Source organism: Nitrosococcus watsonii C-113, from assembly GCF_000143085.1.
GTDB classification, from domain to species: Bacteria; Pseudomonadota; Gammaproteobacteria; order Nitrosococcales; family Nitrosococcaceae; genus Nitrosococcus; species Nitrosococcus watsonii.
Map to the genome: position 1 here is coordinate 524,868 of NC_014315.1, position 23,338 is coordinate 548,205.

The following is a 23,338-nucleotide window of genomic DNA, read 5'->3' on the forward strand; positions in this document are numbered from 1 at the left end:
ATGGTGTCGCTCTCTTTTGGCGCTATGGGATAGCAAGAGGATGGCTGTTGTTGAGATAAAGGCTATGAAAACTCTTTTGCTTTTTTACCGTTTTTTTATAGGGTTTCTTTTTTTTCGTTGTCTCTGCAGGCGCCACTTTCCTGGGTTTATGCTTAGCCGTCTTGCGGGAGGAGGGGGTGCCATGGACTACCGGCTCAGAGCGCGGAGCACCCACCAGAGGGCGTTCCCGCTGCATGGAATAAGTCAACGCGGCGGCTATATCTAACGGGGAGAGATCTTCTTGTTGAGCCCATTGCTGGACTAAATGGCGGAAAGCAGAGAGATTTTCCTTTTCCAAGGTGTTCATAACTTGCTGCTTAAACCGTTCGATACGCCGGTCTATGACCTGTTGGTGGCTGGGCAGTTGCATTTCATAGAGGGGTTGCCCTGTCGCTCTTTTGATAGCACTCAACATTCGCCGCTCGCGGGGCGCAACAAACAACGTGGCGGTACCCGTGCGGCCTGCGCGGCCAGTGCGGCCGATACGGTGGATGTAGGTTCCGGTATCATAGGGAATATCATAATTGACTACATGGCCGATTCGTTTCACATCTAGTCCGCGAGCAGCCACATCGGTAGCGACGATGATGTCAATGGTATTTTTTTTGAGCTGATCAACCACTTTTTCCCGTGAGGATTGGGGCATATCTCCATTCAGTGCTGCTGCTGCATAGCCCCGCGCCGTTAGCTTTTTTGCCAGTTCTTCCGTTGCGATTTTAGTACGGACAAAAATAATCGTGGCGTCGTATTCCTCAGCCTCCAGCATGCGGGTGAGCGCATCTAGTTTATGCAAGCCGGAGACTAACCAGTAGCGCTGATTGATGGCCGGAAGAGAAGCAGTTTTTCCCTTAATTTTAATATCCTGGGGTGCATGTAAATGGCGGCTTGCGATATTACGCACGGACGTGGGCATGGTAGCGGAAAAGAGGGCAACCTGCCGCTTTGTCGGTACTTGTTTTAAAATCCACTCTACGTCCTCGATGAACCCCATCTTTAGCATTTCATCAGCTTCATCTAGGATCACTGTCGTTAATGTAGTTAGGATCAGACTCTTGCGTCGCAGATGATCCATGATTCTGCCTGGGGTGCCTACGATGACGTGGGCGCCTCGTTTGAGTTGGCGGAGCTGGTTTCCCATGGATTGACCGCCGTAGATAGGAAGGACGTGAAAATCCTCCAGATGGCGGGCGTAGCTTTGAAAAGCTTCTGCCACCTGAATCGCGAGTTCCCGCGTTGGGACGAGTACCAGCGCTTGCGGCTCTCTCCGTGATAATTCCAACCGTTCTAGGGTTGGAATGGCAAAAGCCGCTGTTTTTCCCGTGCCCGTTTGAGCCTGCCCTACCAGGTCATGGCCCGCTAAAAGGTGGGGAATAGCTCTTGCTTGAATAAGGGTAGGTGTTTCGTATCCTACTTGCTTGATGGCTTGCAGAATAGGGGCGCTGATGGCAAAACTGTCAAAAGATAAGGGTTCTGTAGAAGATGGCATGCAATTAAAATCCTGCTGATTTAAATAATCGATAATTGAAGTTTCATCGTGGCTAATTACGACTTTTCCATTCAAAATTTTTCCAGCCCAGTAGATCACGCCTTGGTGCTAACCAAGGTGGCGGTTTGCGCCCCCCTAGTCTTGGCGCTTCTCGCTCCACCCGCCTACGCAGGGGAATACGATCAGGTAAAAGCACACACAGGGAGCATGCTTTTATTCCTGAATCTAGGCTTCATGAGTGGGGGTGGTATGTTTTCTAGCGTTTCTCATCACCACCGTGACCGGTTTCAATTTTGCGTCTACAAAACCTTATCCGTTCGACAACTTCGCACGCTACAAGATGGCTCGGGCTTTGGCGATTGCAACGCACAAGACCCTTGCCATGCACATTGTTTTTCCGCCTACTGCAGAAAGATCGTCCTGCTAGCAATAAGATAGTGATACCAAGTCTTTACCGATGAAACAATAATGATTACGCTCTCGCGTTTGATGTCATTGGAGAGCGTCGTTCTAGGGTATTCAGAAATTAAATAGCCAATTAGCGGCGGCGTCTGCCGCCGCGGCCGCGGCGTTTTTCCTCTTTGGTCTGATTCACATAGATAGTTCGACCTTGGAGTTGCGAACCGTCCAACGCGGCGATAGCAGCACGACCTTCATGGCCTTCCATGTTGATTAGAGCGGTGCCGCGTGCCTGACCGGTAAATAAATCTTTATGTAAGGTCAAAGAGCGCACGGTACCGTAGTCAGCGAATAAAGCGGTAAGACTCTCCTCGGTTGTACTTGTTGGCAAACCACGCACAAAAAGTGTGATCATTGAGCCTCTCTAGGAAAAGTAAGAAGAGCGAAGAGGTCGGCTCTCGGGGAGTCGACCTCTTCATCAAAGGAATATTATCCGTTATAAAACGGTAACATTATCAGCTTGAGGGCCTTTCTGGCCCTGTACTTCAATAAAACTGACCTGTTGACCTTCCTTGAGGGTTCTGTGGCCGCTGCCAGTGATGGAACGGTAGTGCACAAACAGATCGCTGCCCCCTTCCCGTTGTATAAACCCATAACCCTTTGAATCATTGAACCACTTCACGGTTCCTGTCTGTTGTTCTGACATAGAAAGCTCTCAAAAAAATAATATAACTCTCTGACATCTCGAAAAAGATGCCAGCGGATGGAACTTGAGTATCGGGGAGCGAACGAGTTGGAGCAGAAATGCATTTGGAAGGAAGAACAAAAAATTCTACACTAACCGAAGACGCGATCCTTAATACTCTAGCATTTCGTATCATAGGAGACTGGAAGGAGAATTACAAGCTTAATAGACGCAGATCAATATATCCATTGCATTGTTGGCGGTAGAAGGGGTGGGTGATAAGCTGCTTAGGAGGGAGTTTTTTTCATGGGCTGAAGGTCAAGGGGTCAAATATCCGTTTGATCTAAAATAGTGATGGATCGGTTGGGAAATTTTTATTTTATTCATTGGTAATTCTTGACTTAACAAGGGAAATAGAATCAATAATTTATCCGCTTAAAAACATGATGCCCTAACGTGCGTTCAGCTCCCGTGGAGCCTTGGTTAAAAACTCGCCCCCCTTATCCGTGACAACTACCGTATCAGAGAAGAAGGCATCTCCTTCTCCCGTCCGCAAAAGCCAGGACATCAGATGGAAGACCATTCCTTTTTGAATAACCATGGTGGAGCCTTCGCGCAGTCCCTTGGGAACACCGGAACCTGACCAGCTTGGGGGAAACCCAATACCAACGATATAGCCGCAGTGATGGCGGCGGTAATGGGAAAATCCTGCTTTATCTACACACCGCTGCCAGGCTTTATAGACAGAATCAGCGGTAACGCCGGGTTTTAGAGCGTCCACTGCGCTATATAACGCGGCTAAACAGGTTTCATAGGCTTTTTCCGCTTTTGGTGAGATCTGCCCAATATGCGCCAAACGTCCAATCGGTGCATGATAACGCCAATAACAGCCAGCCATTTCCAAAAATAAAAGATCCTCCTTCTGTAGTATATCAGCGTCCCATTCGTCCCAGGTTCCATGTTCATGGGCTAGTGTGCGCGTGGACCGTACCAGGGGTACGAAAGCGGGGTAGGCGCCACCACGCAGAATCATGGTTTGATAGATAGCCCCCATCACATTACGGCTAGAAACGCCAGGACCGGCCATGGCAATCCCTGACATCATCATGGCATCGGAAATCTCTGCCGCCTTCCGGGTGCATGCCAGCTCGGTTGGTGATTGAACAATTCGGCACTCGGTAACTAGATCCTCTGCATCGGACCACTTCACGTCAGACATTCTATTTACAAAGGCTTCCGCAATTTTGTAGGGTAAAAAAGCACTGCTTTTTTCGAAGGCCACGTGGGCAGAGGTGAGTCCTAGTTCCTGGAGAGCTTGGCAGGTAGCCTTTACGGGTGCCGAATAATCCTTGAGTTCTGTTTCATCGTTATGATCGCTTTGGATGGAGATTCCCAAGCTCATGGACCAAGGACCCAGCCCGCCCGTTTCCGGTCCCTCCATGGGGGTACTTAAAGTGAGGTCTTTGTCCCGATGTTTGGGTTTGGGCAGCGGGGGAACACCGTCTGAGTAGAGGTAGCATTTTACGGTAGGTACCACCATATCCTCGACGATGGCTTTCTCCATCGCCCGGATGATGAGGGCGGGTTCCTTATCGAGGGACAATACTAAAGAAGTATAGGCGAAATAGCCTTGATGACTCAGGCCGGTGAGATAATAAATATTTTCCGGGTTAGTGATGATGATGGCATCGAGCTTTTGCTCCGCCATTTTTTCTCGAACCTGATGGACCCTTTCTTCAAACTCTTCGTCTGTGAAAAATCTCATTTCTTATTTCACCCTATTCTTGCGATTTTTGGTTCGAAAATAATTTATTTAATTTTTTCCTTCATAATGGGGTGGGTTCTTTGGCTCTTTACTCCTGTTCCATCAGGCTTCCAACTATTTTATAAAGAAAAAAACGGTAATTTTCCATGCTATGAATGCTAATGTTTTCGTCAGGTTGGTGGGCTTCCTGAATACTGCCCGGGCCGCAAACCACAGTGGGAAGGCCAGCTTGCTGATATAGCCCCGCTTCTGTCATGAAAGGGGCGGTGCCAATTTTTCCCTCTTCCAGAAATTCCTTCAGCCAAGTGGCGATTTCCCGATTGGATTCGGCTTTAAGCCCAGGAACAGCCGTTTTAATATGGTTTTCTACCTCAATTCCAGGTATTTGTTTTCGTAGGGCGTGGATCAGACGTTCCCATGCTTCATTGAGCTGAGCTGGATTTTGGGAAGGCAGGGTACGGCATTCCCAATCAAATTGACAATGTTCCGGAATGATATTGATAGCAGTCCCGCCTTGGATAGCGCCCACATTGAAGGTGGCCGCTGGAGGATTGAAATCTCTGTTCTCTTCTGGGGGTAGAATTTCCTCTAGGGCGGCAATTAGTTTAGAGGCAAATACAATGGCACTGGCGCCTAGCTGGGGGCAGCTTGAATGGGCCGGTTTTCCCCTGATGTGGGTGGTGGTAATTTGAATGCTTTTGTGAGCCGTGACCAACTCCATATCTGTGGGTTCACCGATCAAAACAAAGCGGGGCGGGGGAGATAGGGTTTTTAAATATCCGATAAGCGCTTTAGCGCCTCCGCAACCGATCTCCTCATCGTAAGTAAAACAGAGATAGAGGGGGCATTGCAGGCGATGGCCCTCGATAGAGGCCGCTATCTCCAACGCCAAAGCGAGAAACCCTTTCATATCGGAGGTGCCCCTGCCATACAGGCAGCCATTTTTTTCAACTAGCCGAAATGGATCGTTGGTCCAGGCTTGCTGGTCTACCGGGACCACATCGGTATGGCCGGCCAGCATCAGGCCGCCCTTCTTGTCGGGCCCAATCCGGGCCATGAGGTTTGCCTTGTTCCTTTGCTTATTATAGAAGCGCTGGGTTTGAAAACCCCGGCTGTTGAGAAAATCTTCGCTATACTCGATGAGGGGCAGATTGGTTTCCCTTGAAATGGTAGGAAATCTAATCAGTTTTTCCAGGATAGGGAGATAGGGAGCCTCGTTATTTTCCATTAGGGGACCTTGTCCTTGTTCATGTTTCGTATTTTTTGCGTAAAATCTCGCACTTCCTCCGCTGTAGTATCAAATGAAGTCATCCAGCGCACGATGGTGCTAGCAGAGTCCCAGATCGCAAAAGCATAATGTTGTTGTAAACAGGGTACCCAAGAGGGAGGTATTCGGGCAAATATCCCATTGGTTTCTACGGGGACGACAAATTCCACCTGCGGAATATTTTTGAGTCCTCGTTCCAGTAAAGCCGCCATTTCATTGGCGTGTTGCGCATTTTTCCTCCAGAGATCGTTGCTTAATAGAGCTAGAAATTGAGCTGAGATAAAACGCATTTTGGAGACTAGTTGCATGCCTTGTTTACGGTAGAAGCCAGTCTTTTTCGTCCACTGGGGATCGAAGAAAACAATCGCCTCAGCTGCTAGTAGCCCATTTTTGGTGCCGCCAAAGGAAAGTATATCCACGCCTACATCTGTGGTCATCTCTTTTAGGCTTAAATTCAGCCGGGCAGCGGCGTTGCTTAACCGAGCTCCATCCATGTGGAGTAGCAACCCTTGTTCATGGCAAAAATCCGCCAGGGTTTTAATCTCTTCAGGCGTATAGATAGTCCCCCATTCTGTGCATTGGGTAATGGAAAGGACTTTCGGCTGGGCGCGATGGACCATGGCCGTGCCGCGTAACAATGGCGCCACGGTTGCTACATTTAACTTGCCTTGCTGAGTGGGAGCAGTTAGTACCTTTGATCCTAGGAATTTTTCCGGCGCTCCGCACTCATCCCGGTGAAGATGGGCGCAGTCGGCGCAGATAACGGCCTCAAAGGAAGACATGACGCTTTGCAGGGCAATCACGTTAGCGGCGGTGCCTGTCAGTACAAAAAATGTTTCAGTCTGGGCTCCAAAATGCTGTTTGAATAGTTGGAGGGCCTGTTGGGTGGTGGGATCGTTGCCGTAGGCAACGGCGTGGCCGTGGCTGGTTTTTTCCAGCATGGCCATGACTTCTGGGTGTATGCCGGCTGCGTTGTCGCTGATAAAATGCCGTTCTCCCATCCCTCGACTTACCTCCGCAATACAGTGACTGTTTTGGTTTCCGTGTAGGCATCCAGGGCTTGTTCACCCAACTCCCGGCCGAGTCCGGATAGTTTAAAGCCGCCAAAAGGCGCTGCTGGATCGACCACATTGTAGCAGTTGACCCAGACGGTCCCGGCTTTTACCCCTGCGGCCACCGCATTGGCTTTGTCGATGTCTTGAGTCCATACGGCCGCCGCAAGGCCAAAGGGGGTATTATTGGCTTTTTCAATAACTTCATTGATGTCTTTGAAGCGTAGCACACTAGCCACTGGCCCGAAAATCTCATCCGTTGCGATGGCCATATCCTCCTTGACCTCCCTAAAGATGGTGGGTTGGATAAAATAACCTTGCTCAAAGGCCCGCTCGCCGCCGGTGACACATTTTGCGCCTTGCTCCTTGCCAAGGGCGATATAGCGCATAATTTTATCGAACTGGGCCTTGTCGATTTGAGCTCCATGCTCGGTAGCGGGATCGAAGGGATCGCCCAGTTTACGTTTGGCTGCCTTCTCGGCAAATTGCTCCACGAATTCATCATAAATATTGTTATGCACAAAGGCGCGGCTACCGGCGCAGCAGTTTTGTCCTTGATTTAGAAAAATAGCACCAAAGGAACCCGTAATAGCTTCTTCCAGATTGGCATCGTTAAAGATGATGTTGGGGCTTTTACCTCCTAGCTCAAAGGACAGACGTTTCATACTGTTAATCGTGGCCTGCTTAATCGTTTGGGCGGTTTTATATTCTCCCGTGAAGGCGATTTTCTCAACTAGGGGGTGCTGTACTAGGGCCGCGCCCGCCGTAGGACCGAAACCGGGCACAATATTGAGCACACCTGGAGGAATGCCTGCCTCCAGGGCCAGCTCACCGGCGCGAAGGGCCGTCAGGGGCGTTTGCTCCGCCGGTTTCAGAATAGCAGTGCAGCCAGCGGCCAGGGCAGGACCTAACTTCCAAGCCGCCATTGCCAGAGGAAAGTTCCAGGGAATGATCAGGCCGCAAACTCCCACTGGCTCCCGGCGCGTATAAGTGAAGAAAGGCCCGGAAATAGGAATAGTCTTGCCATGAATTTTGTCCGCCCAGCCGGCAAAATAACGAAGCGTAGCCGCGGCGCTGGGAATATCGTAGCCTAGGGCCTCGTTGATGGGCTTCCCATTGTCCAAGACTTCAAGCTTGGCCAGTTCTTCCATATGGTCTTCAATCAAATCGGCCCACTTCAACATTCGGCGGCCCCGTTCTCGGGCGTCCATTTGGCGCCAGGGGCCGCTATCGAAAGCTTTACGGGCCGCTTGGACCGCTAGGTCAATATCTTCCGCATCGCCTTCCGCCACCTGGGCAATCACTTCTTCGGTGGAGGGATCGACAGTAGCAAAGGTTTTACCACTGAGGCTGTTGCGGAATTCGCCATCAATCAGTAAGCGAGTCTGGCGCACCGCTACCTGCGCTTTGTGGGTGAGGGGCAATGGGGCTGGCTGGTTCATGGAGTGACCTCCTTGAATTCGGGTTGGTTAGCATGGTTCCGTTTCATAACTGGGACTGGCATGCTCCCTTTGCGGTTATGCTTTTTCCCTCAGAGAGTTTAGCTGTTAGCTATACATGAGGGACAGATATTTTTCCGCCTTGTCGCAGAGGAAGGTAAGGACGGTTTTGATTTCAGGATTGCGGCGCTTGATCTCCTGGGCTGCCCACACGTTGGCCCCGGAACTTGGACCGACAAAGAGGCCCCGTTGCCGCGCCAGTTCCTTGGAGACCTCAATCGCCGTTTCGCTTTCCACATGGACAATGTCATCGATCTCGTGTCGATGGCGCTGGTAAATGGTCGGAATAAAACCGTCGGAAATACCTTCAATTTGGTGATCAGCCACAATGCAGCATTCAAGGGTGCGAGATTCCTTGGGTTCCATGGCGTAAACCTTGATTTGGTCGTTATGCCATTGGCGCAAGGCTTGGGAAACGCCAATCAGGGTGCCGCCGGTACCAACGCCCTGGACGACGGCATCGATCCGCATGGTTTCCGGGATCTGGGCAATGACCTCCTGGCCGAGCCAGTCCCGGTTTTCATCTACATTCCATTCATTGTCAAATTGTTGGGGGCAATAATAGCCTGGCTGGGCGCCAAGTTCCTGGGCTGTGCGCAGGGCGTCATTGACCTGAAAATGGCCGACGAATTTGATTTCAGCGCCCAGGCCACGGGAAATTTTGACTCGCTCGGATGTATAGCCATCCGGCATGACCACTATCATGCGGTAGCCTTTGATGGCAGCAACCATACTCATGGCGTTTCCTGTGTTGCCGCTGGTCGCCTCAACGATGGTGTCGCCAGGCTTCAGCAAGCCTTCCGTTTCCGCTTTTTCGATCATATATTTAGCTATCCGCGCCTTGATGGAGCCAGAAGGATTCAGAAATTCGCATTTGGCAAGAATGCCGTCTCCCAAGTCTAGCAAAGGTGTCTTGCCAATGGCATCCAGAATTGTGTGACTAATGGTCATATAATGGCCTCGGTTCGGTGGATGGTTGCAGGATTTTTTATTCAGGATAAGCTATTTTGTTTTCATAGCCTATTGGGACTTGATCATAACTGCTTTTCACATAGAGGTTTGGCTTGGGTAGAATTAAGGGCCTGAATGCCTGCTCTTTTCAACCTATCCAAAACACGTTCCCGTGTATCATAAGTTTTATCAGACTAGAAACACGCCAATATCATGGAGGATATCGGGAAGCAAGATATCCGCTTCTTGCCCATCATGCCTCTGCCTGGTTTCCTAAAGCACATCGCATGGGGCATGAACTTTGGTGGTTAATCTGCTTTTGGAACGCCTCATGTATTCAGTGATTTTATCTCTCCTTTGCACCGACGGCGTGCTGATGAGCGTGGACAATCGTGGAATCAATCATCGCCTATGACCGTCACACCAACTGTTCTCACTCGTGCGGGCAGAAAGTGTTGCAGCCGTTTCCATACATAATCCTTCCTTAAGGTCTATAAATTATTAGTGAATCATAAATTTGCATATTTTGTGAATCCATCTGGCGAAAAATAATCTTCTCGCGCCTGATCTGGATAGACCTCAATGTCAAGTGTCTGCCGGGGGGGACAGGCGCCAGAGGTTTTAACCGAGCGTTGAAATATGCATTAATCTTTGTTTTATCATATACTTCGGTGGGTGCCCAGAATTACGGGGACTATGTATAGTTAAGAAAGAGATTCTTTCGTTGGCATTGATTTTGGTATTAAATCATCTGTCGTGATTTTAGGCTGTCAAGCCCCGCTAATAATAAATTAAAGAGGATTCTCATAGGAGTTTAGGAGATTAAATCGGAATCTATCCTAGAAGCAAAAAGCTCTTACCGCCGGATGATAGCCAAGTAGCGGCTTGCTAAATTGCATCACCGGTAAAGAAAAGCCGTGCTTCATGCTGCATTAATTTAAACCTAGTATCGTCAAGACAGACATTAAATGCACGCAAGAGTCGAGTAAGACCGCGTTGGCGATGTGAATAAGACTAGGTTTTCGTAGAGTATCCTAGGCTTTTTATGAGCGGATAGATGTTATGCGGGTAGATCAAAAGCAGAAAAAGTTTTTTTGCAACCAAGGAACCGCTATTGGCAGTAGCAACCACGCTTTTGTTCAACTTGATTCTTGTGGGGGTATGATTAGCAGCCCTCCCGGGGAGAAAGATATCCCATGGATGTACCATGCCCTGGCTCTCGCCCGATATGCTGAAGAGACGGGGGAAGTCCCGGTAGGGGCGGTAGTGGTGCAGGAGGATGAAATAGTGGGTGAAGGTTGGAATTGTCCTATTAACAGCCGTGATCCCACGGCCCACGCCGAGATCCAAGCCATTCGCGCGGCTAGCCAGCAGCTCGGTAATTACCGGCTAGTGGGGACAACTCTCTATGTAACGCTGGAGCCCTGTGCCATGTGTGCTGGTGCCATTATCCAGGCAAGAATTCGACGGGTAGTATTTGGTGCTTTTGATCCAAAAGGGGGGGCAGTAGGCAGTGCGCTGAGTATTCTTCCTGGCGAGCGACTCAACCACCAGGTCGAATGCCAAGGGGGCGTTTTGGCAGAGGCTTGCGGAGCGATTCTATCGGCCTTTTTCCGGGCCCGGCGGTAATTGTACTAACTCTTAGCAGAATTAACCCTTTTATACGCCTCCTTATTCGTCCACACTTACCCTCCCCTTGAAAATGGCCTGCTCAAAAAAGGCCAAACCCTTCCTGCAAAAAACCAAGTGCGAACCAAAAAAACATTCTACCGAGTCTTGGCTTAGCTACTCCCACATCCTCACTTCGCCAGTATGGCCCAAAACCTATTTTAAAGAGTACGTCTAATTAAATGGGAAGTAGGGAAGTCCCCGCAAGCCTCTTTATCAGGGAGAAAAATGGGTTTGTGGAATATTATCAACACACTCTGCACTTACCCATATTTTTTACTGATAGGTACTTACCTTCTTTAGAAGAGCTTAAGAAGCTTGATCCAGGTTTGGGATGCCATCGCGCGCTGTATCCTGCATGGGGGAAGAAGTTAATTTAATCGAATTTGCCATGGGTGTGCCGCTTCTCCGAAAGGGAATACGGGTTTGTTGTAAAAATCATACAAATAGATCCTATGGGTAGCAAAACTTATCAAATATATTTTAATGTAATTGCATATTGATCAAATGTTCCCAATGGTATAAAACTTAAAGAAGATTGTTTAACTATTGAAACAAGCTATTGAGGTAAGGAAAAATTAAATAAAAAATATGCCTTGTCGGTAAGTAAAGACAATTGAACGAGGAGGGCCGATAATATTGTTGCAGAAAACCTTGCAATGACCGATAAAGTGGTTAAAATGCCACAAACGCCTTAAACTCTGGAGTTAGGGCGCTGAATAATCATCAGTTTCTGTAGTCAACAAAAGGGAGTATTTATGAACAATTTCAAAAAAACCAAACTCGCGGTAGCGGCCGCCGCCGCCATGGGACTTTCGCTGCCGGCGGGGGCTGTCGTTGTGGTGGGGGGAGAGAACGGGTGGGAAGTCAGTTTTGACGGTAATATCAACCAGTTCTATGTCTGGACCGATCCGGATAGGCGGCCTGACGGCGTGATTGGCGGTAACATGCCTAGCAGCTTCACTCAGGATCAGAACGGTAATATTCGCAGCACGGCAGAAGAATCTAGCCGCTTCCGCACGGGTTTGATGCCGGCCCTGTTTAGTTTCAATGTGAAGGCACCCACCTGGAATGGGTTGGACATAGGGGGTCGAGTTAGCTTTGCTGGCCAGACCAACAATGCCAATACCAAGAACAGCGATTTGGGTGTCAATGGTGGCTTTGGCGATACAGGTATCGGCAAAATCAGAAGCGATTCCACGAGTGATCTTGGCGGCAATCTCGAATTCCGGGAAGCCTTCTTTACCGTGGATGGGGCTTTCGGCCAAGTGCTTCTAGGTCGAACCTTATCCTTGTTCATGGGCAAGAATATCCTCACTGACCAGACCTTGTTTGGTGTGGGTGCTACTGGCAGTGTCCATGGGGGCGGCTTTACCCTGGGGCGGATTGGTTATGGTTATCTTTATCCCAACTTTAACTCCCAGGCTCGTTGGACCAGCCCGGATATGATGGGTTTCAAGGTCTCCTTGGCGGCCGTGGACCCTTCTCAGGTCTGTGGTGAAGGAGCCGGCCTTGCAGGCGGTGTGAACTGTGCGAGGGAGACTCAGTCGCCTCGGGGAGAGGGCGAAGTGAGTTATGCCGGCACCTTTAATAACGGCAGCTATCAGGTTTGGGGTTCGGGGATGTGGCAGAATGTCCGCTACAGCGGCAACTCGTCTAATGACTTTAACGTCTGGGGCTGGACTGCGGGGGCGCAAGTCCAATTTATGGGTTTTGAGGTCAATGGCTCCTACTACGATGGCGAAGGTTTGGGTACTTCCTTCCTCATGGATGCGGATTCCCTGGATGCCACGGGACAAAAGCGCGACAATAGGGGATGGTTGGCTCAGGGAGGCTACACCATCCTGGGCCACACCAAGTTAGCGGTCAGCTATGGCATCTCCAGGGCAGATGAGACCAGTAACGACAGTATTTGCCGTACCGGTGGGATTAATTGTGTAGGCGCTGCCGGGGCCCGGCTTGAGAAGCAGCAATCCTATGTGGCGGGTATCTATCACGATGTTAATGCCAACTTGAAGTTGGTAGCGGAATATTCCCGGCTAGAAAACGAGTGGCACGGCGGCCAGAAACAAGAGGCCAATGTGGTGGGCGTTGGCGGTTACTTCTTCTGGTAAGTAATAATCCTTGCAGCTTGAAAGGGCGCCACAATGAATGGCGCCCTTTTTTTAGCTGTGCTCCTCGCTTCGCTTGAGGCGCTGAAAGAGGGTGTGCTGGCATTTGGGGCAGGGCGGCAGGGGACTAGCCTGATGAAAATGGAGCCGCTCACCGCAATTTAGGCATGCAAAAGTTCCGATGCCAATAATCTCCCCCGTTTGGTAATCCTGGGCATGGCGGGCCTGCTCTGCCCAGAGGGCGAGCTCAAAGCGGGTTTTATCCGCGACTTGGGAAAAGGCGTCGAGCAATTGCTCTTCAATGAGTTCGAGATCCAACATGAGCCAGTCGCCAAGGGCCTTGCCAGTATTGCTCAAGTATCTTGCCGCGTCTTCCAGATCGCGGCGAAGATATTCTCCTAGCCGATCTGCTTCTTCCTGGCTCAGTTCACCCGCTTCAACGGCTTTTTGTTTGGCGGCTTCGATTCCTTTGGAGACCTCGGGCTCGGCTTTGCTTTCTTCCTCGCCTACGAGGGAGCGTACCCGGCTCACCATTTTATGGTAAGCGTGGGCGAGTCTATCGTCTTTGTCCCGTGTATCCATCTTGGCTTTCCTTTTTTTCTAAAATACAGTGTAGTTTGGCCGAGAAATCTAGGAAGAGCAAAATGAGTAATTACCCTTCTTCATTAGGGATAATAGCAAAAGTTTTTCTCTAGAATATTTATTTTTGCTTCGAGGAGCATGTTTTATGAGGCTTTCAGTCCGTTGGGTTTTCTTTTTAGGTTTCTTTCTGTGCGCTTTAATGCTAGCGATAGCGGGCTATTTTCAATTTGTCGAGGACTTGGAACCTTGCCCGCTCTGCATCTTATCTCGCGTGGTGGTATTGGCTATCGGGGGGATATTTTTAGTAGCTGCGCTCCATAATCCTAGAAGCTGGGGAGTAAAAATATATGCCCTATTGGGATTTGTAGTTACCCTAATCGGGATAGGTGTAACGGGGCGCCATGTATGGTTGCAGAATCTTCCGGCCGATCAGGTGCCTGCTTGCGGACCTGGGCTCAACTTTATGCTAGACAATTTCCCTTTGACCGAGACTCTGGAATTGGTGTTTCGTGGTTCTGGAGAGTGTGCCGAAGTTCAATGGAGCTTTTTAGGGTTGACCATCCCCGGATGGACGCTGGCAGCTTTTCTGTTGTTAGGGGTAATAAGTCTATGGCAAATGGGGCGAGCAGGCAGTGGCGTAGAGAAGTTGACCTAATAATGGTAAGGACGGTGTGGGTGGGGTGGTGACTGCCCCACTCGGTCCAATCGCCTAGAGTACGCAGTAACCACTTGGAAATATAAAGTTATAAGAGGACCAGCAAGGAGGGTAAAAGGTTAGCGGGCGCGATAAACGATCCGGCCTTTACTGAGATCATAGGGCGTTAATTGGACGGTCACTTTATCCCCGGTCAGAATACGAATATAGTGTTTGCGCATTTTTCCAGAAATATGGGCAGTAACGACATGGCCGTTTTCCAATTCTACCCGAAACATGGTGTTGGGTAGGGTATCTACCACTGTTCCTTCCATTTCGATATTATCTTCTTTTGCCATGCAGTTTCAATGATCTCCTATTAGTGGATAAAATGGTTAGGGCTTGGATTTTATCATGTTTCCTTAAGGATGCTCCACTTTTTTTCTTGATAGACTTCTAACGGATGAAAAGCGGATTTATAGTTCATTTTATGGCTATTTTTAATCCAGTAGCCCAGGTAGACGTAGGGAAGGTTCAGCGCTTTGGCTTCACTGATTTCCCACAGGATAATATAAATCCCTAAACTGCGTCTTTTTTCGTTTGGGTCGAAAAAGCTATAAACTGCTGACAGTCCATCGGTGAGAGCGTCTAGGGCCGCGACGGCAAGCAGGCGTTCCTCGCCGTCGCGAAATTCAATTAGAGATGTTTCATTCCAGCCGCTAACGATAAAGTTAAGATAATCCTCGGGCGTTGAGTCGTCCATGCCGCCTTGAGGGTGACGGCTATTCAGATAGCGGCGGAAAAGGTCAAAGTGCTCGTCGCTAAATTCCACGGGGCGGTAGAAAGCGCTTAGATCTTGGTTAAATTTCCAGGCCCGTCGTTGGCTCCGGTTAGGTCGAAATTGAGCCACCGGAATCCGCGCTGGTTGGCAGGCGGAACAATGGGGGCAGCGGGGGCGGTACACGAGGCGGCCACTACGGCGGAATCCAAGGCGCACTAGGGTGCTATAGCGGGCAATATCTATAACAGCCTCCGGATCGGCAAAAAGATTGGTAGCGGTTTGATCCGGTAGGTAGCTACAAGGTTGGGGAGGGGAAAGGTAAAAGTCAAAATTCCAATAGGAAGTCATAAGGGCTTCTGTAAAAGATCCTGATCAAAGTACCATGGCCCTTTGAGCGAGGGGCTATGAGAGAGTTCCTGGAGCCAGTGGAGAAACTTGCTCCGGGGAAGGGTTTGAGCCCCCAAGCGTTGCAGGTGTTCAGATTGGATTTGGCAATCAATGAGAGGAAAGCCCCACCGCTGGAGCTGACGGCAGAGATAAACGAATGCTATCTTAGAGGCATCGGGGCGCTTGCTGAACATGGATTCGCCGAAAAAGATACGGCCTATACTGACTCCATACAGTCCTCCAATCAGCGCCTTGCCTTCCCAAGTTTCTACTGAATGTGCTATTCCCATTTTGTGGAGACGATTATAGGCGCTTTTCATCTCAGGGGTGATCCAGGTTCCCCCCTCATCCTGGCGGGGGCTAGCGCAGGCTTCAATTACCCCTGGAAAGTCTAGGTCTAACGTAACCTGATAAGTTTCCCTGCGCAGCCGTTTGCGTAAACTTCGGGAAATATGCAGTTGTTGTGGGAATAAAACCAGCCGTGGATCAGGCGACCACCAGAGGATAGGTTGTCCTTGCTCGTACCAGGGAAAGATACCCTGCCTATAGGCCATTATAAGCCGTTCTGGTGACAGATCGCCGCCAATAGCCAGCAGTCCGTTTGGTTCGGCCAGCGCTAGCCTAGGGTGGGGGAATGTGTTGGCTAGCTTCTTAGAATCAATACAATAAAATTCCTCCATGGGGGTTTATCCAAATATCGCAGTGAGATAAGAGAAAGGCATTGTAAACAGTATACTGGGTAAGCCATAAGCCGTGCCAGGGTCTTAAAGATGCTGGCGGCTTTGGAAGGCGTGGGATAGGGTGTTACTATCAATGAATTCAAGCTCGCCGCCTAGAGGAACTCCATGGGCAATACGGGTGGTAGTGATCCCGCGAGTTTGCGCCAATTCACTGATGTAATAGGCGGTTGCTTCACCTTCAACGGTTAGATTAGTGGCAAGGATAACTTCGCGAATTTGATCTGTATCCAGTCGTTTTGCCAGTAAGTCCATACCCAATGCTTCGGGACCCACGCCATCAAGGGGAGATAAGTGCCCCATTAGAACGAAGTACCTACCAGCATAGTTTGTTGCTTGCTCAATGGCTTGGACATCACTGGGCATTTCCACAACACAGAGCTGTCCGTGATCCCGCCTGGAATCGGCACAGAGGGAACATAGATCGGTTTCACTGAGGATGCGGCAAGTTTGGCAGTGCGTCATCTTATCCAGCGCCTCCAGCAATGCTTGGGCAAGGCGTTGCCCCCCTTCCCGATTAGATTCCAAGAGGTAAAAGGCCATGCGCTGCGCAGATTTAGGGCCAACGCCAGGGAGGCAGCACAGGGCCTCAATGAGGCGTCCTAGAGAAAGGCCGAATAAACTCACAGAGAGTTAAGATGCTAGATTAATGAGCTTAGAGAGGCAGCTTAAAGCCAGGGGGGAGCATGCCAGAGGTCATACTCGACATCTTTTCCTTTGATTGGGTTTCTACTTGGCGCACAGCATCGTTAATGGCTGCTGCTACCAAGTCTTCCACCATCTCCTTATCTTCCTGCCATAGCTCATTGTTGATGCTGATACGCCGGCAGTCGTAACGTCCAGTCATGACTATGCTGACCATGCCGCCTCCTGCTTGACCGGTGACTTCCATGTTAGCCAGCTCTTCCTGGGCTTTCTCCATATTGGATTGGAGTTGCTGAGCTTGCTTCATCAAATTGCCAAGTCCACCTTTCATGTCTCAAATCTCCTCGATGTAATGTGAATCTGGTTTCTGAAATCAGGGTGTTATTTCTGTTCGGGCTTAGTAAGGGGGCGAACGCTATCTAGCGGTAGCCGGGCATTGAAGGTTTCGCTAAGCGCCTTAATATTGGCATCATTCTGAATAGATTCTACTGCGGCTTGCTGCCACGCTGCATCTTCCTGTTTGCGTCTGGTTGCTACCGTATCGGTGCCAGGGGTTGAATCCACAATCCGAATAGTTAATTGAATGGCTTCGCCATAATATTCCGCTAAAGCTTGTTGTAGACGATCTTCTGCCCGTTTGCTATGAAGGTTGGCCATATTGGGGGCGAGTTGTAAATAGATAGCACTCTCTTCACGCCGCTCTAAGGCGCAGTTTTCCGCCAGTTGTCGCGCAATAGCGGTTAATTTCAGCCGGGTAACCAGTCCTAGCCAATGATCGTTGCCGGATAGGGAGTGAGGGGCGGTTTCTTGGATTAAGGGCGGATCAGGTGAAGTCGTTCCCCTTCTTTCTGGCTTAGGGCTAGCCAGTGTTTGAGAAGAAGAAACCCCTTCTGCTGGGCGGAAACATAGCATCCGTAGCAGAATCATCTCGAAGGCCGTATGGGGATCAGGGGCATAGGTCAAATCGCGACTACCAATAAGACCAATCTGGTAAAATAGCTGAACTTCTTCGGCGGTTATTCGGGTAGCAAGATTGGAGAATGTTTCTCGTTCATCTATATCGTCAATCGTATCTGGAGCAAGTTGATAAAGGGCAAGACGCTGTAGCAAATGTAATAAATCCGCTAGCATGGAGGATACATCTACCGAATAGGCGCAGATTTCCCGTACTTTTTCAATTAACCCCTGCCCGTCACCGGCTAGTAGGGCGTCAAGCAAAATGAATAACTCTCCCTGTTCGATGCTGCCTAGCATAGCATACACGTCGGCTACTATCACCTGGCCTCCGCCATAATTGATGGCCTGATCCAGAAGGCTAAGAGCATCCCGTACGCTGCCTTCAGCGGCACGGGCGATCAGCGTTAATGCGTGGGATTCTGAGGGAATTTTTTCCGCTTGCAGAATCCTAGCTAAGTGTTCAGCAATGACCTTGGAAGCAATCCGCCGCAGATTGAATTGGAGACAGCGGGAAAGGACGGTAACAGGTAATTTTTTGGGATCGGTCGTAGCTAGCAAAAACTTAATATGCGGCGGCGGTTCTTCTAGGGTTTTGAGCAAGGCGTTAAAACTTGAAGTGGAGAACATGTGAACTTCATCAATAAGATAAACCTTATAGTGACCGCGGCTCGGTGCGTAATGAACATTTTCCAGTAATTCGCGGGTATCATCCACGCCGGTGCGAGAGGCAGCATCCACTTCGATTAGATCCACAAAATTTCCCCCATCAATTGCTTGGCAGTTCTGGCACTTTCCGCAGGGGGTCGATCTTACTCCCTCTTTACAATTAAGGGATTTGGCGAGAATACGGGCTAGAGTTGTTTTGCCTACTCCTCGAGTTCCAGTAAATAGAAAAGCATGATGTAAGCGGCCTTTATCAAGGCCATTAGTTAAAGCACGGACTACCTGCTCCTGACCCACCACTTGGGAGAAGTCGCAGGGTCGCCATTTTCGTGCAAGGACTTGATAACTCATGAAATCCTAAATAAACCGCTTTCTTCCAGCAGCAATGATATACCGATTTATCATATTTTAGCTCTTAGCGTCGATTAATTCGGATAAAGTTTGGGAGAATTTCAATCGGGACAAGCTGTAAAAAGAAATAAAATGTTTATTCTCTTAGCTTAAGGAAGCTATTTGCGCAAGCAAAATCTAGAGAATAAGCCTGGAAACTAATCCATGGTGGACAATTATAGAGGGAATAAGATATCTGGATTTAATAATGGCGGCGGCTCGTACTAGCCACACCCCGGCACACAAATCTGTTGTTACCGCTGCTCCCTTCCAGGCCTGACGGGGTTCACAACTTATTGTTGCGAGGGGACCAGCCGAGCCACCATTGTAAATCTCTCTATTTATTCTGCGCTATGGTTTAGAATTAGACAAGGTTTACTTAAGGGAGCTTCTAAAAAGCCGAGCACCGACCCAGCGAACTTATTGCTTACCAGCTACCCTGATGATTTTCACAGCGACGTGCCCTTTCTTTTCTATTTCTCACTGATCAAGCAGCCAACCACGCCAGACGGCGCATGTTGTAAACTAAGTTCATCATTCTGATCTTAACCTCGGCCCTGGATTGGCCAATAGTCCGTATCAAACGATCCGACTGCTGGACACACACATGCTCTACCCGTGCCCGCACCTTCGATCTCTTTCGATTGGCAGCTTTTTCCCGCTCATTAAGCGGTCGTTTTCGGGTTCCCTTCCGGTGTATATGACTTCGATAGTTCGCCGTTGGTAGCTCCTTTTCCCTTGCTGGGTCGCGATAGGCCGCATCTGCTCCGACATCTCCGCTGCTATTGTTCTCATCCAACAGCTCCTCTGCTTCTTGGTCCAGCGGGCATCAACATCTTTCTGCGCCGCCTTGGCATCACGCCAGCTTTCGGCAGTTTCTCCCTCCTTGATCTGGGCATTCTCATCCCCGCTGTTGCGCCGCTCGGATGCCGGAACAATGGCTCCATCTACGAGCTCTCCCTTGTGGGCAGTGAAACCGGCTGCATCAATCTGGCGTAGCACCTCGGTGAAAAGTTTATCGACAAGTTCGAGCTTCTTTAGCCTCTCCCCCCGAAATACCCCCATCGTCTTGGCATCTAGCACCTTCCCCTCAGAACTCAAACCAAGAAAACGACAGAAACTGTAGCGATCCCGGAGCTGGAATTCAGTCTGATCATCCGAGAGATGTAGAAATGCTGCAGCACAAGAACTTTCAACCTCAGCACTGCATCAAAAGGAGGATGCCCTCCTTGACGTGGATCACCATTCCGATAGATCGATCCGAGTATTTTTCGGAATACCTCCCACTGTACCGTTCGCTCCAATGTTGGCAGCGGGCCTCTGAGGCGCTCAAGTAGATCGAGCCGGACTCCATGGTCAAAAAAACTAGGTTGCATGCCTGTTTCTATAATTAGGGTCCTAGATGACCTCCATTATCGCAGATTGGGATGGGTTTTTAGAGGTTCCCTTAATGTTTATGGTTATGGCGCTTGTAAAGTTACAGCTACGCTGTTATTATAAAAAACTGAAGCGTTTTCGAGTATCCCGTAGCCATAGGGATGGCTTTATTTATACGCGGTTGAAGCCGACGCTGTTGAACGAACGCTCCACTTTTGAAATATTATTTGGTCCCTAAAGCGACTCCTTTAGAGAGCTATTTCCTTCCGCATCATTTGGATCAATGCTTGATGTATCTTCGTAGCGAAGGCGAAGAATTTCTAAGCTAGCGCACTCTAAAGAGAGATCGGCGAGTAATGGCCGTCCCCGTGAGGGCGGAAAATTCCCAAAAATTTAAAATGCAGCTTGGATAAGACTAACTAAGTTGGCAGGGAGAGAAGTGACTCCTCGGTATGGCCATCTAGCAAACGAGCTTAAACATAGAGGCCCATAAGAAGGATCGCTTTTTAATATCCCTTACTTGTCTTCACTATGCAGCATCTGCTTTAATCCGCGTTGATTGAATGGGTATCCAAATTTCACAAAAGTGTGGGATAAGGTTTGAATTTGGCGGAGAGGGAGGGATTCGAACCCTCGATACGCGGTTAACGTATACACACTTTCCAGGCGTGCGCCTTCAACCGCTCGGCCACCTCTCCGAATATGGTAGCTTTTAAGATTAACCTAAGAACGGCCCTAGGGGCAACTTACAATAATACATACTTAGACAAATTTTCATCATATTGCTGGAATTTCTATAAGGGCTAGACGGGGAGTACTTTTGCTGGTAGGTTCACAACTTAGCCAAACGTTGCCTTTCTAAAATACTCAACTCGCTCAAATCTCCTTGTCGTGCCAGGGCAGCTAACGCCTGCCAACCATTCGATTTATTGCATTACAAACAACTAGACCAACTTTCATGAATCTGACTGAACTCAAGACGAAGAGCGCTTCCGAACTCTTAGACATTGCCCAGTCCATGGGGCTAGAAGGTATTTCCCGTCTGCGCCGACAAGATCTTATCTTTGCACTTCTCAAAGCGCATGCGAAGAATGGCGAAGATATTTACGGCAACGGAGTATTAGAACTGCTCCAGGATGGATTTGGTTTTCTCCGCTCGGCCAGTGCTTCCTATCTTGCCGGGCCTGATGATATTTATGTCTCGCCTAGCCAAATAAGGCGTTTTGGACTTCGTACTGGGGATACCGTTGAAGGTAAAATTCGACCTCCTAAAGAGGGAGAGCGTTATTTTGCCCTACTTAAGGTCAGCAGCATCAATTTTGAGCCGCCAGAGCAGTCTCGAAATAAAGTACTGTTCGAAAATCTGACCCCTTTATTTGCTAATGAACGCTTAGTCTTGGAGCGAGGCAATGGGAGTACGGAAGATCTCACCCCCCGGGTAATAGATTTAGTGGTGCCGGTAGGTAAGGGGCAGCGAGGGCTCATTGTCTCTTCTCCCAAATCGGGAAAAACCGTGATGCTTCAGAATATTGCCCAATCTATCGCCGCTAACCACCCGGAATGCTATCTTATAGTGCTACTTATCGATGAGCGACCCGAAGAGGTAACGGAAATGGCCCGTTCGGTACGAGGCGAGGTCGTTTCTAGTACTTTCGATGAGCCTGCAAGCCGCCATGTTCAAGTGGCGGAAATGGTGATAGAAAAAGCTAAGCGGTTAGTAGAGCATAAGCGGGATGTCGTTATTCTACTCGATTCCATTACCCGTTTGGCCCGCGCCTATAATACGGTAATTCCTTCCTCTGGCAAAGTCCTCACCGGGGGGGTCGATGCTAATGCTCTGCAACGGCCAAAGCGTTTTTTTGGCGCGGCCCGTAATCTAGAGGAGGGGGGTAGTTTAACTATTATTGCCACTGCCCTTATTGATACCGGTTCACGCATGGACGATGTGATTTATGAAGAATTCAAAGGCACGGGTAATATGGAGATCCATTTGGAACGGAAGCTTGCTGAAAAGCGAATCTACCCCGCAATTAATATCAGCCGCTCGGGCACGCGGCGTGAAGAGCTTCTCACCCATCCAGAGAATCTGCAAAAGACATGGATTTTACACAAATTGCTTGCCCCAATGGACGAGGCGGAAGCCATGGAGTTTTTACTTAGTCGGCTCAAAGAAACCAAAACCAACGACGAATTTTTCGATTCTATGAGACGATAAAAATTCACTTTGTGTCATCTTTTCTCAATAAAGTATGTCTATTCGGCCGCCCGCGGTGTTTCTTATGGGGCCGACCGCTTCAGGGAAAACCGAATTAGCTTTAGCGCTTGCTGAACGCTTGTCCTGTGAAATTATTAGTGTCGATTCAGCCCAAGTGTATTGCGGCATGGATATTGGTACTGCCAAACTAAGCTTAGCGTTACGGCAGCGCTACCCCCATCACCTGATTGATATTCTTGATCCAGCGGAGGCTTACTCAGCGGGACGCTTTCGTGCTGATGCTTTAACCTTAATGAGGGCTATCAGCAAACGAGAACGAATTCCCCTCCTAGTAGGAGGAACCATGTTGTATTTTCATGCCCTAACCTATGGAATTTCCCCTCTTCCTCCGGCTGATCCGGAGGTTCGGGCCGCTATAGATAGGGAGGCAGAGATGAGGGGCTGGAAGGCTTTGCATCGCCGCTTGGCTAAGTTGGACCCCATGGCGGCGCAGCGAATCCATCATCATGACCCGCAGCGTATCCAACGTGCGTTAGAAGTTTTCCAACTGACCGGTAGACCCTTAAGTGAGCTAATTGCTAATTCTCGAGAAATGGTGCTACCTTATCGGGTGATTAGGCTGATTTTAGCGCCTGCCGAACGGACGGTTCTTCACAGCCGCATTGAGCAGCGCTTTCGGGCTATGTTGAAAGCAGGTTTTTTGGAGGAAGTTAAAGGCTTATTTATGCGCCCGGATCTCAGTCTAGAGTGTGCTTCTATCCGTGCAGTAGGCTATCGCCAAGCCTGGCTTTATTTACAAGGCCGATTTTCTCTCCCTACCATGGCTGAACAAGCTATTAGCGCAACCCGGCAGATGGCTAAGCGACAGTTGACCTGGCTGCGGCGGGAGGGCAACGCAATCCATGTTGATCCAGAAGAAAAGGATCATGTAGAGCAAGCATGGAGACAGCTAGAGATAGCATTGGTCCAGGCTTCTTAAATTTGTCGTGCCTATTCGCGGGCCTATGCTAGACTTTAGTTTGGGCCAGTGAATGGACAAGGCGGGAAA

General features: G+C 49.3%; 21 protein-coding genes, 1 tRNA gene, 1 other RNA gene and 1 pseudogene. 6 read left to right on the forward strand and 18 right to left on the reverse strand.

Annotated elements, in window-relative coordinates:
- Positions 1-22 precede the first annotated feature (22 nt).
- Entirely contained in the window at positions 23-1,525 is a 1,503-nt protein-coding gene (locus tag NWAT_RS02490) for a DEAD/DEAH box helicase (protein ID WP_013219580.1), read from the reverse strand.
- Between the two features lie 48 nt (positions 1,526-1,573).
- On the opposite strand from NWAT_RS02490, the gene NWAT_RS16570 reads away from it, so the two are divergent.
- Complete coding sequence (locus tag NWAT_RS16570) at positions 1,574-1,963, forward strand: hypothetical protein (protein ID WP_157679782.1); 390 nt, start codon at positions 1,574-1,576, stop codon at positions 1,961-1,963.
- 100 nt (positions 1,964-2,063) lie between these two features.
- Here the strand turns inward: NWAT_RS16570 and NWAT_RS02495 are convergent, their stop codons facing one another.
- From NWAT_RS02495 to NWAT_RS02525, 7 genes are all read right to left on the reverse strand, one after another.
- The gene (locus tag NWAT_RS02495) at positions 2,064-2,339 is read right to left on the reverse strand and encodes an RNA recognition motif domain-containing protein (protein WP_013219581.1); all 276 of its coding nucleotides are present in this window, start codon (positions 2,337-2,339) and stop codon (positions 2,064-2,066) included.
- 81 nt (positions 2,340-2,420) lie between these two features.
- Complete coding sequence (locus NWAT_RS02500) at positions 2,421-2,630, reverse strand: cold-shock protein (RefSeq protein WP_013219582.1); 210 nt, start codon at positions 2,628-2,630, stop codon at positions 2,421-2,423.
- A 430-nt stretch (positions 2,631-3,060) separates the two neighbouring features.
- Complete coding sequence (locus NWAT_RS02505; RefSeq protein ID WP_013219583.1) at positions 3,061-4,374, reverse strand: M24 family metallopeptidase; 1,314 nt, start codon at positions 4,372-4,374, stop codon at positions 3,061-3,063.
- A gap of 88 nt (positions 4,375-4,462) precedes the next feature.
- Positions 4,463-5,602 (reverse strand): acetylornithine deacetylase, encoded by a 1,140-nt coding sequence (gene argE, locus NWAT_RS02510; protein WP_013219584.1) that lies wholly within the window; start codon positions 5,600-5,602, stop codon positions 4,463-4,465.
- Complete coding sequence (locus tag NWAT_RS02515) at positions 5,602-6,642, reverse strand: threonine aldolase family protein (protein ID WP_013219585.1); 1,041 nt, start codon at positions 6,640-6,642, stop codon at positions 5,602-5,604. Before NWAT_RS02515 ends, argE begins: the two co-directional genes overlap by 1 nt.
- Before the next feature lie 8 nt (positions 6,643-6,650).
- Complete coding sequence (locus NWAT_RS02520; RefSeq protein ID WP_013219586.1) at positions 6,651-8,135, reverse strand: aldehyde dehydrogenase family protein; 1,485 nt, start codon at positions 8,133-8,135, stop codon at positions 6,651-6,653.
- Positions 8,136-8,240: 105 nt separating this feature from the next.
- Positions 8,241-9,143: a PLP-dependent cysteine synthase family protein gene (locus NWAT_RS02525; RefSeq protein WP_013219587.1), complete on the reverse strand. Its 903-nt coding sequence runs from the start codon at positions 9,141-9,143 to the stop codon at positions 8,241-8,243.
- 1,161 nt (positions 9,144-10,304) lie between these two features.
- On the opposite strand from NWAT_RS02525, the gene tadA reads away from it, so the two are divergent.
- Positions 10,305-10,772 carry a tRNA adenosine(34) deaminase TadA gene (gene tadA / locus NWAT_RS02530; protein WP_041350849.1) on the forward strand — a complete coding sequence of 156 codons (468 nt, stop codon included), beginning with the start codon at positions 10,305-10,307 and terminating at the stop codon, positions 10,770-10,772.
- Positions 10,773-11,569: 797 nt separating this feature from the next.
- A complete protein-coding gene (locus NWAT_RS02540; protein WP_013219589.1) occupies positions 11,570-12,925 on the forward strand; it encodes a porin in 1,356 nt (451 codons plus the stop codon).
- A gap of 51 nt (positions 12,926-12,976) precedes the next feature.
- On the opposite strand, the gene NWAT_RS02545 is transcribed toward NWAT_RS02540, so the two are convergent.
- Complete coding sequence (locus NWAT_RS02545; protein WP_013219590.1) at positions 12,977-13,504, reverse strand: zinc ribbon-containing protein; 528 nt, start codon at positions 13,502-13,504, stop codon at positions 12,977-12,979.
- A 145-nt stretch (positions 13,505-13,649) separates the two neighbouring features.
- Here NWAT_RS02545 and NWAT_RS02550 point away from each other — a divergent pair, with 145 nt between their 5' ends.
- Entirely contained in the window at positions 13,650-14,159 is a 510-nt protein-coding gene (locus NWAT_RS02550) for a disulfide bond formation protein B (RefSeq protein WP_013219591.1), read from the forward strand.
- Positions 14,160-14,278: 119 nt separating this feature from the next.
- Here NWAT_RS02550 and infA read toward each other — a convergent pair whose 3' ends face one another.
- The 9 genes and pseudogenes from infA to NWAT_RS02595 form a co-directional block, all read right to left on the reverse strand.
- On the reverse strand, positions 14,279-14,497 hold the full coding sequence (infA, locus tag NWAT_RS02555) for a translation initiation factor IF-1 (protein WP_013219592.1): 219 nt from the start codon (positions 14,495-14,497) through the stop codon (positions 14,279-14,281).
- A gap of 53 nt (positions 14,498-14,550) precedes the next feature.
- Complete coding sequence (locus NWAT_RS02560) at positions 14,551-15,267, reverse strand: arginyltransferase (protein WP_013219593.1); 717 nt, start codon at positions 15,265-15,267, stop codon at positions 14,551-14,553.
- Positions 15,264-15,986, reverse strand: coding sequence for a leucyl/phenylalanyl-tRNA--protein transferase (aat, locus tag NWAT_RS02565; RefSeq protein ID WP_013219594.1), 723 nt, complete (start codon positions 15,984-15,986; stop codon positions 15,264-15,266). The genes NWAT_RS02560 and aat overlap by 4 nt, the downstream gene beginning before the upstream one ends.
- Positions 15,987-16,070: 84 nt before the next feature.
- On the reverse strand, positions 16,071-16,670 hold the full coding sequence (gene recR / locus NWAT_RS02570) for a recombination mediator RecR (RefSeq protein WP_013219595.1): 600 nt from the start codon (positions 16,668-16,670) through the stop codon (positions 16,071-16,073).
- A 28-nt stretch (positions 16,671-16,698) separates the two neighbouring features.
- The gene (locus NWAT_RS02575) at positions 16,699-17,019 is read right to left on the reverse strand and encodes a YbaB/EbfC family nucleoid-associated protein (protein WP_013219596.1); all 321 of its coding nucleotides are present in this window, start codon (positions 17,017-17,019) and stop codon (positions 16,699-16,701) included.
- Between the two features lie 50 nt (positions 17,020-17,069).
- On the reverse strand, positions 17,070-18,659 hold the full coding sequence (gene dnaX, locus NWAT_RS02580) for a DNA polymerase III subunit gamma/tau (RefSeq protein WP_013219597.1): 1,590 nt from the start codon (positions 18,657-18,659) through the stop codon (positions 17,070-17,072).
- 258 nt (positions 18,660-18,917) lie between these two features.
- An RNA gene (gene ffs / locus NWAT_RS15790) (signal recognition particle sRNA small type) lies at positions 18,918-19,014 on the reverse strand.
- Positions 19,015-19,310: 296 nt separating this feature from the next.
- A pseudogene (locus NWAT_RS17245) lies at positions 19,311-19,817 on the reverse strand (hypothetical protein); the annotation flags it as partial.
- An 865-nt stretch (positions 19,818-20,682) separates the two neighbouring features.
- A tRNA-Ser gene (locus NWAT_RS02595) sits at positions 20,683-20,773 on the reverse strand.
- Positions 20,774-21,033: 260 nt separating this feature from the next.
- Here NWAT_RS02595 and rho point away from each other — a divergent pair.
- Both rho and miaA read left to right on the forward strand, forming a co-directional pair.
- On the forward strand, positions 21,034-22,290 hold the full coding sequence (gene rho / locus NWAT_RS02600; RefSeq protein WP_013219598.1) for a transcription termination factor Rho: 1,257 nt from the start codon (positions 21,034-21,036) through the stop codon (positions 22,288-22,290).
- 34 nt (positions 22,291-22,324) lie between these two features.
- Positions 22,325-23,269 carry a tRNA (adenosine(37)-N6)-dimethylallyltransferase MiaA gene (gene miaA, locus NWAT_RS02605; RefSeq protein WP_013219599.1) on the forward strand — a complete coding sequence of 315 codons (945 nt, stop codon included), beginning with the start codon at positions 22,325-22,327 and terminating at the stop codon, positions 23,267-23,269.
- Positions 23,270-23,338 lie beyond the last annotated feature (69 nt).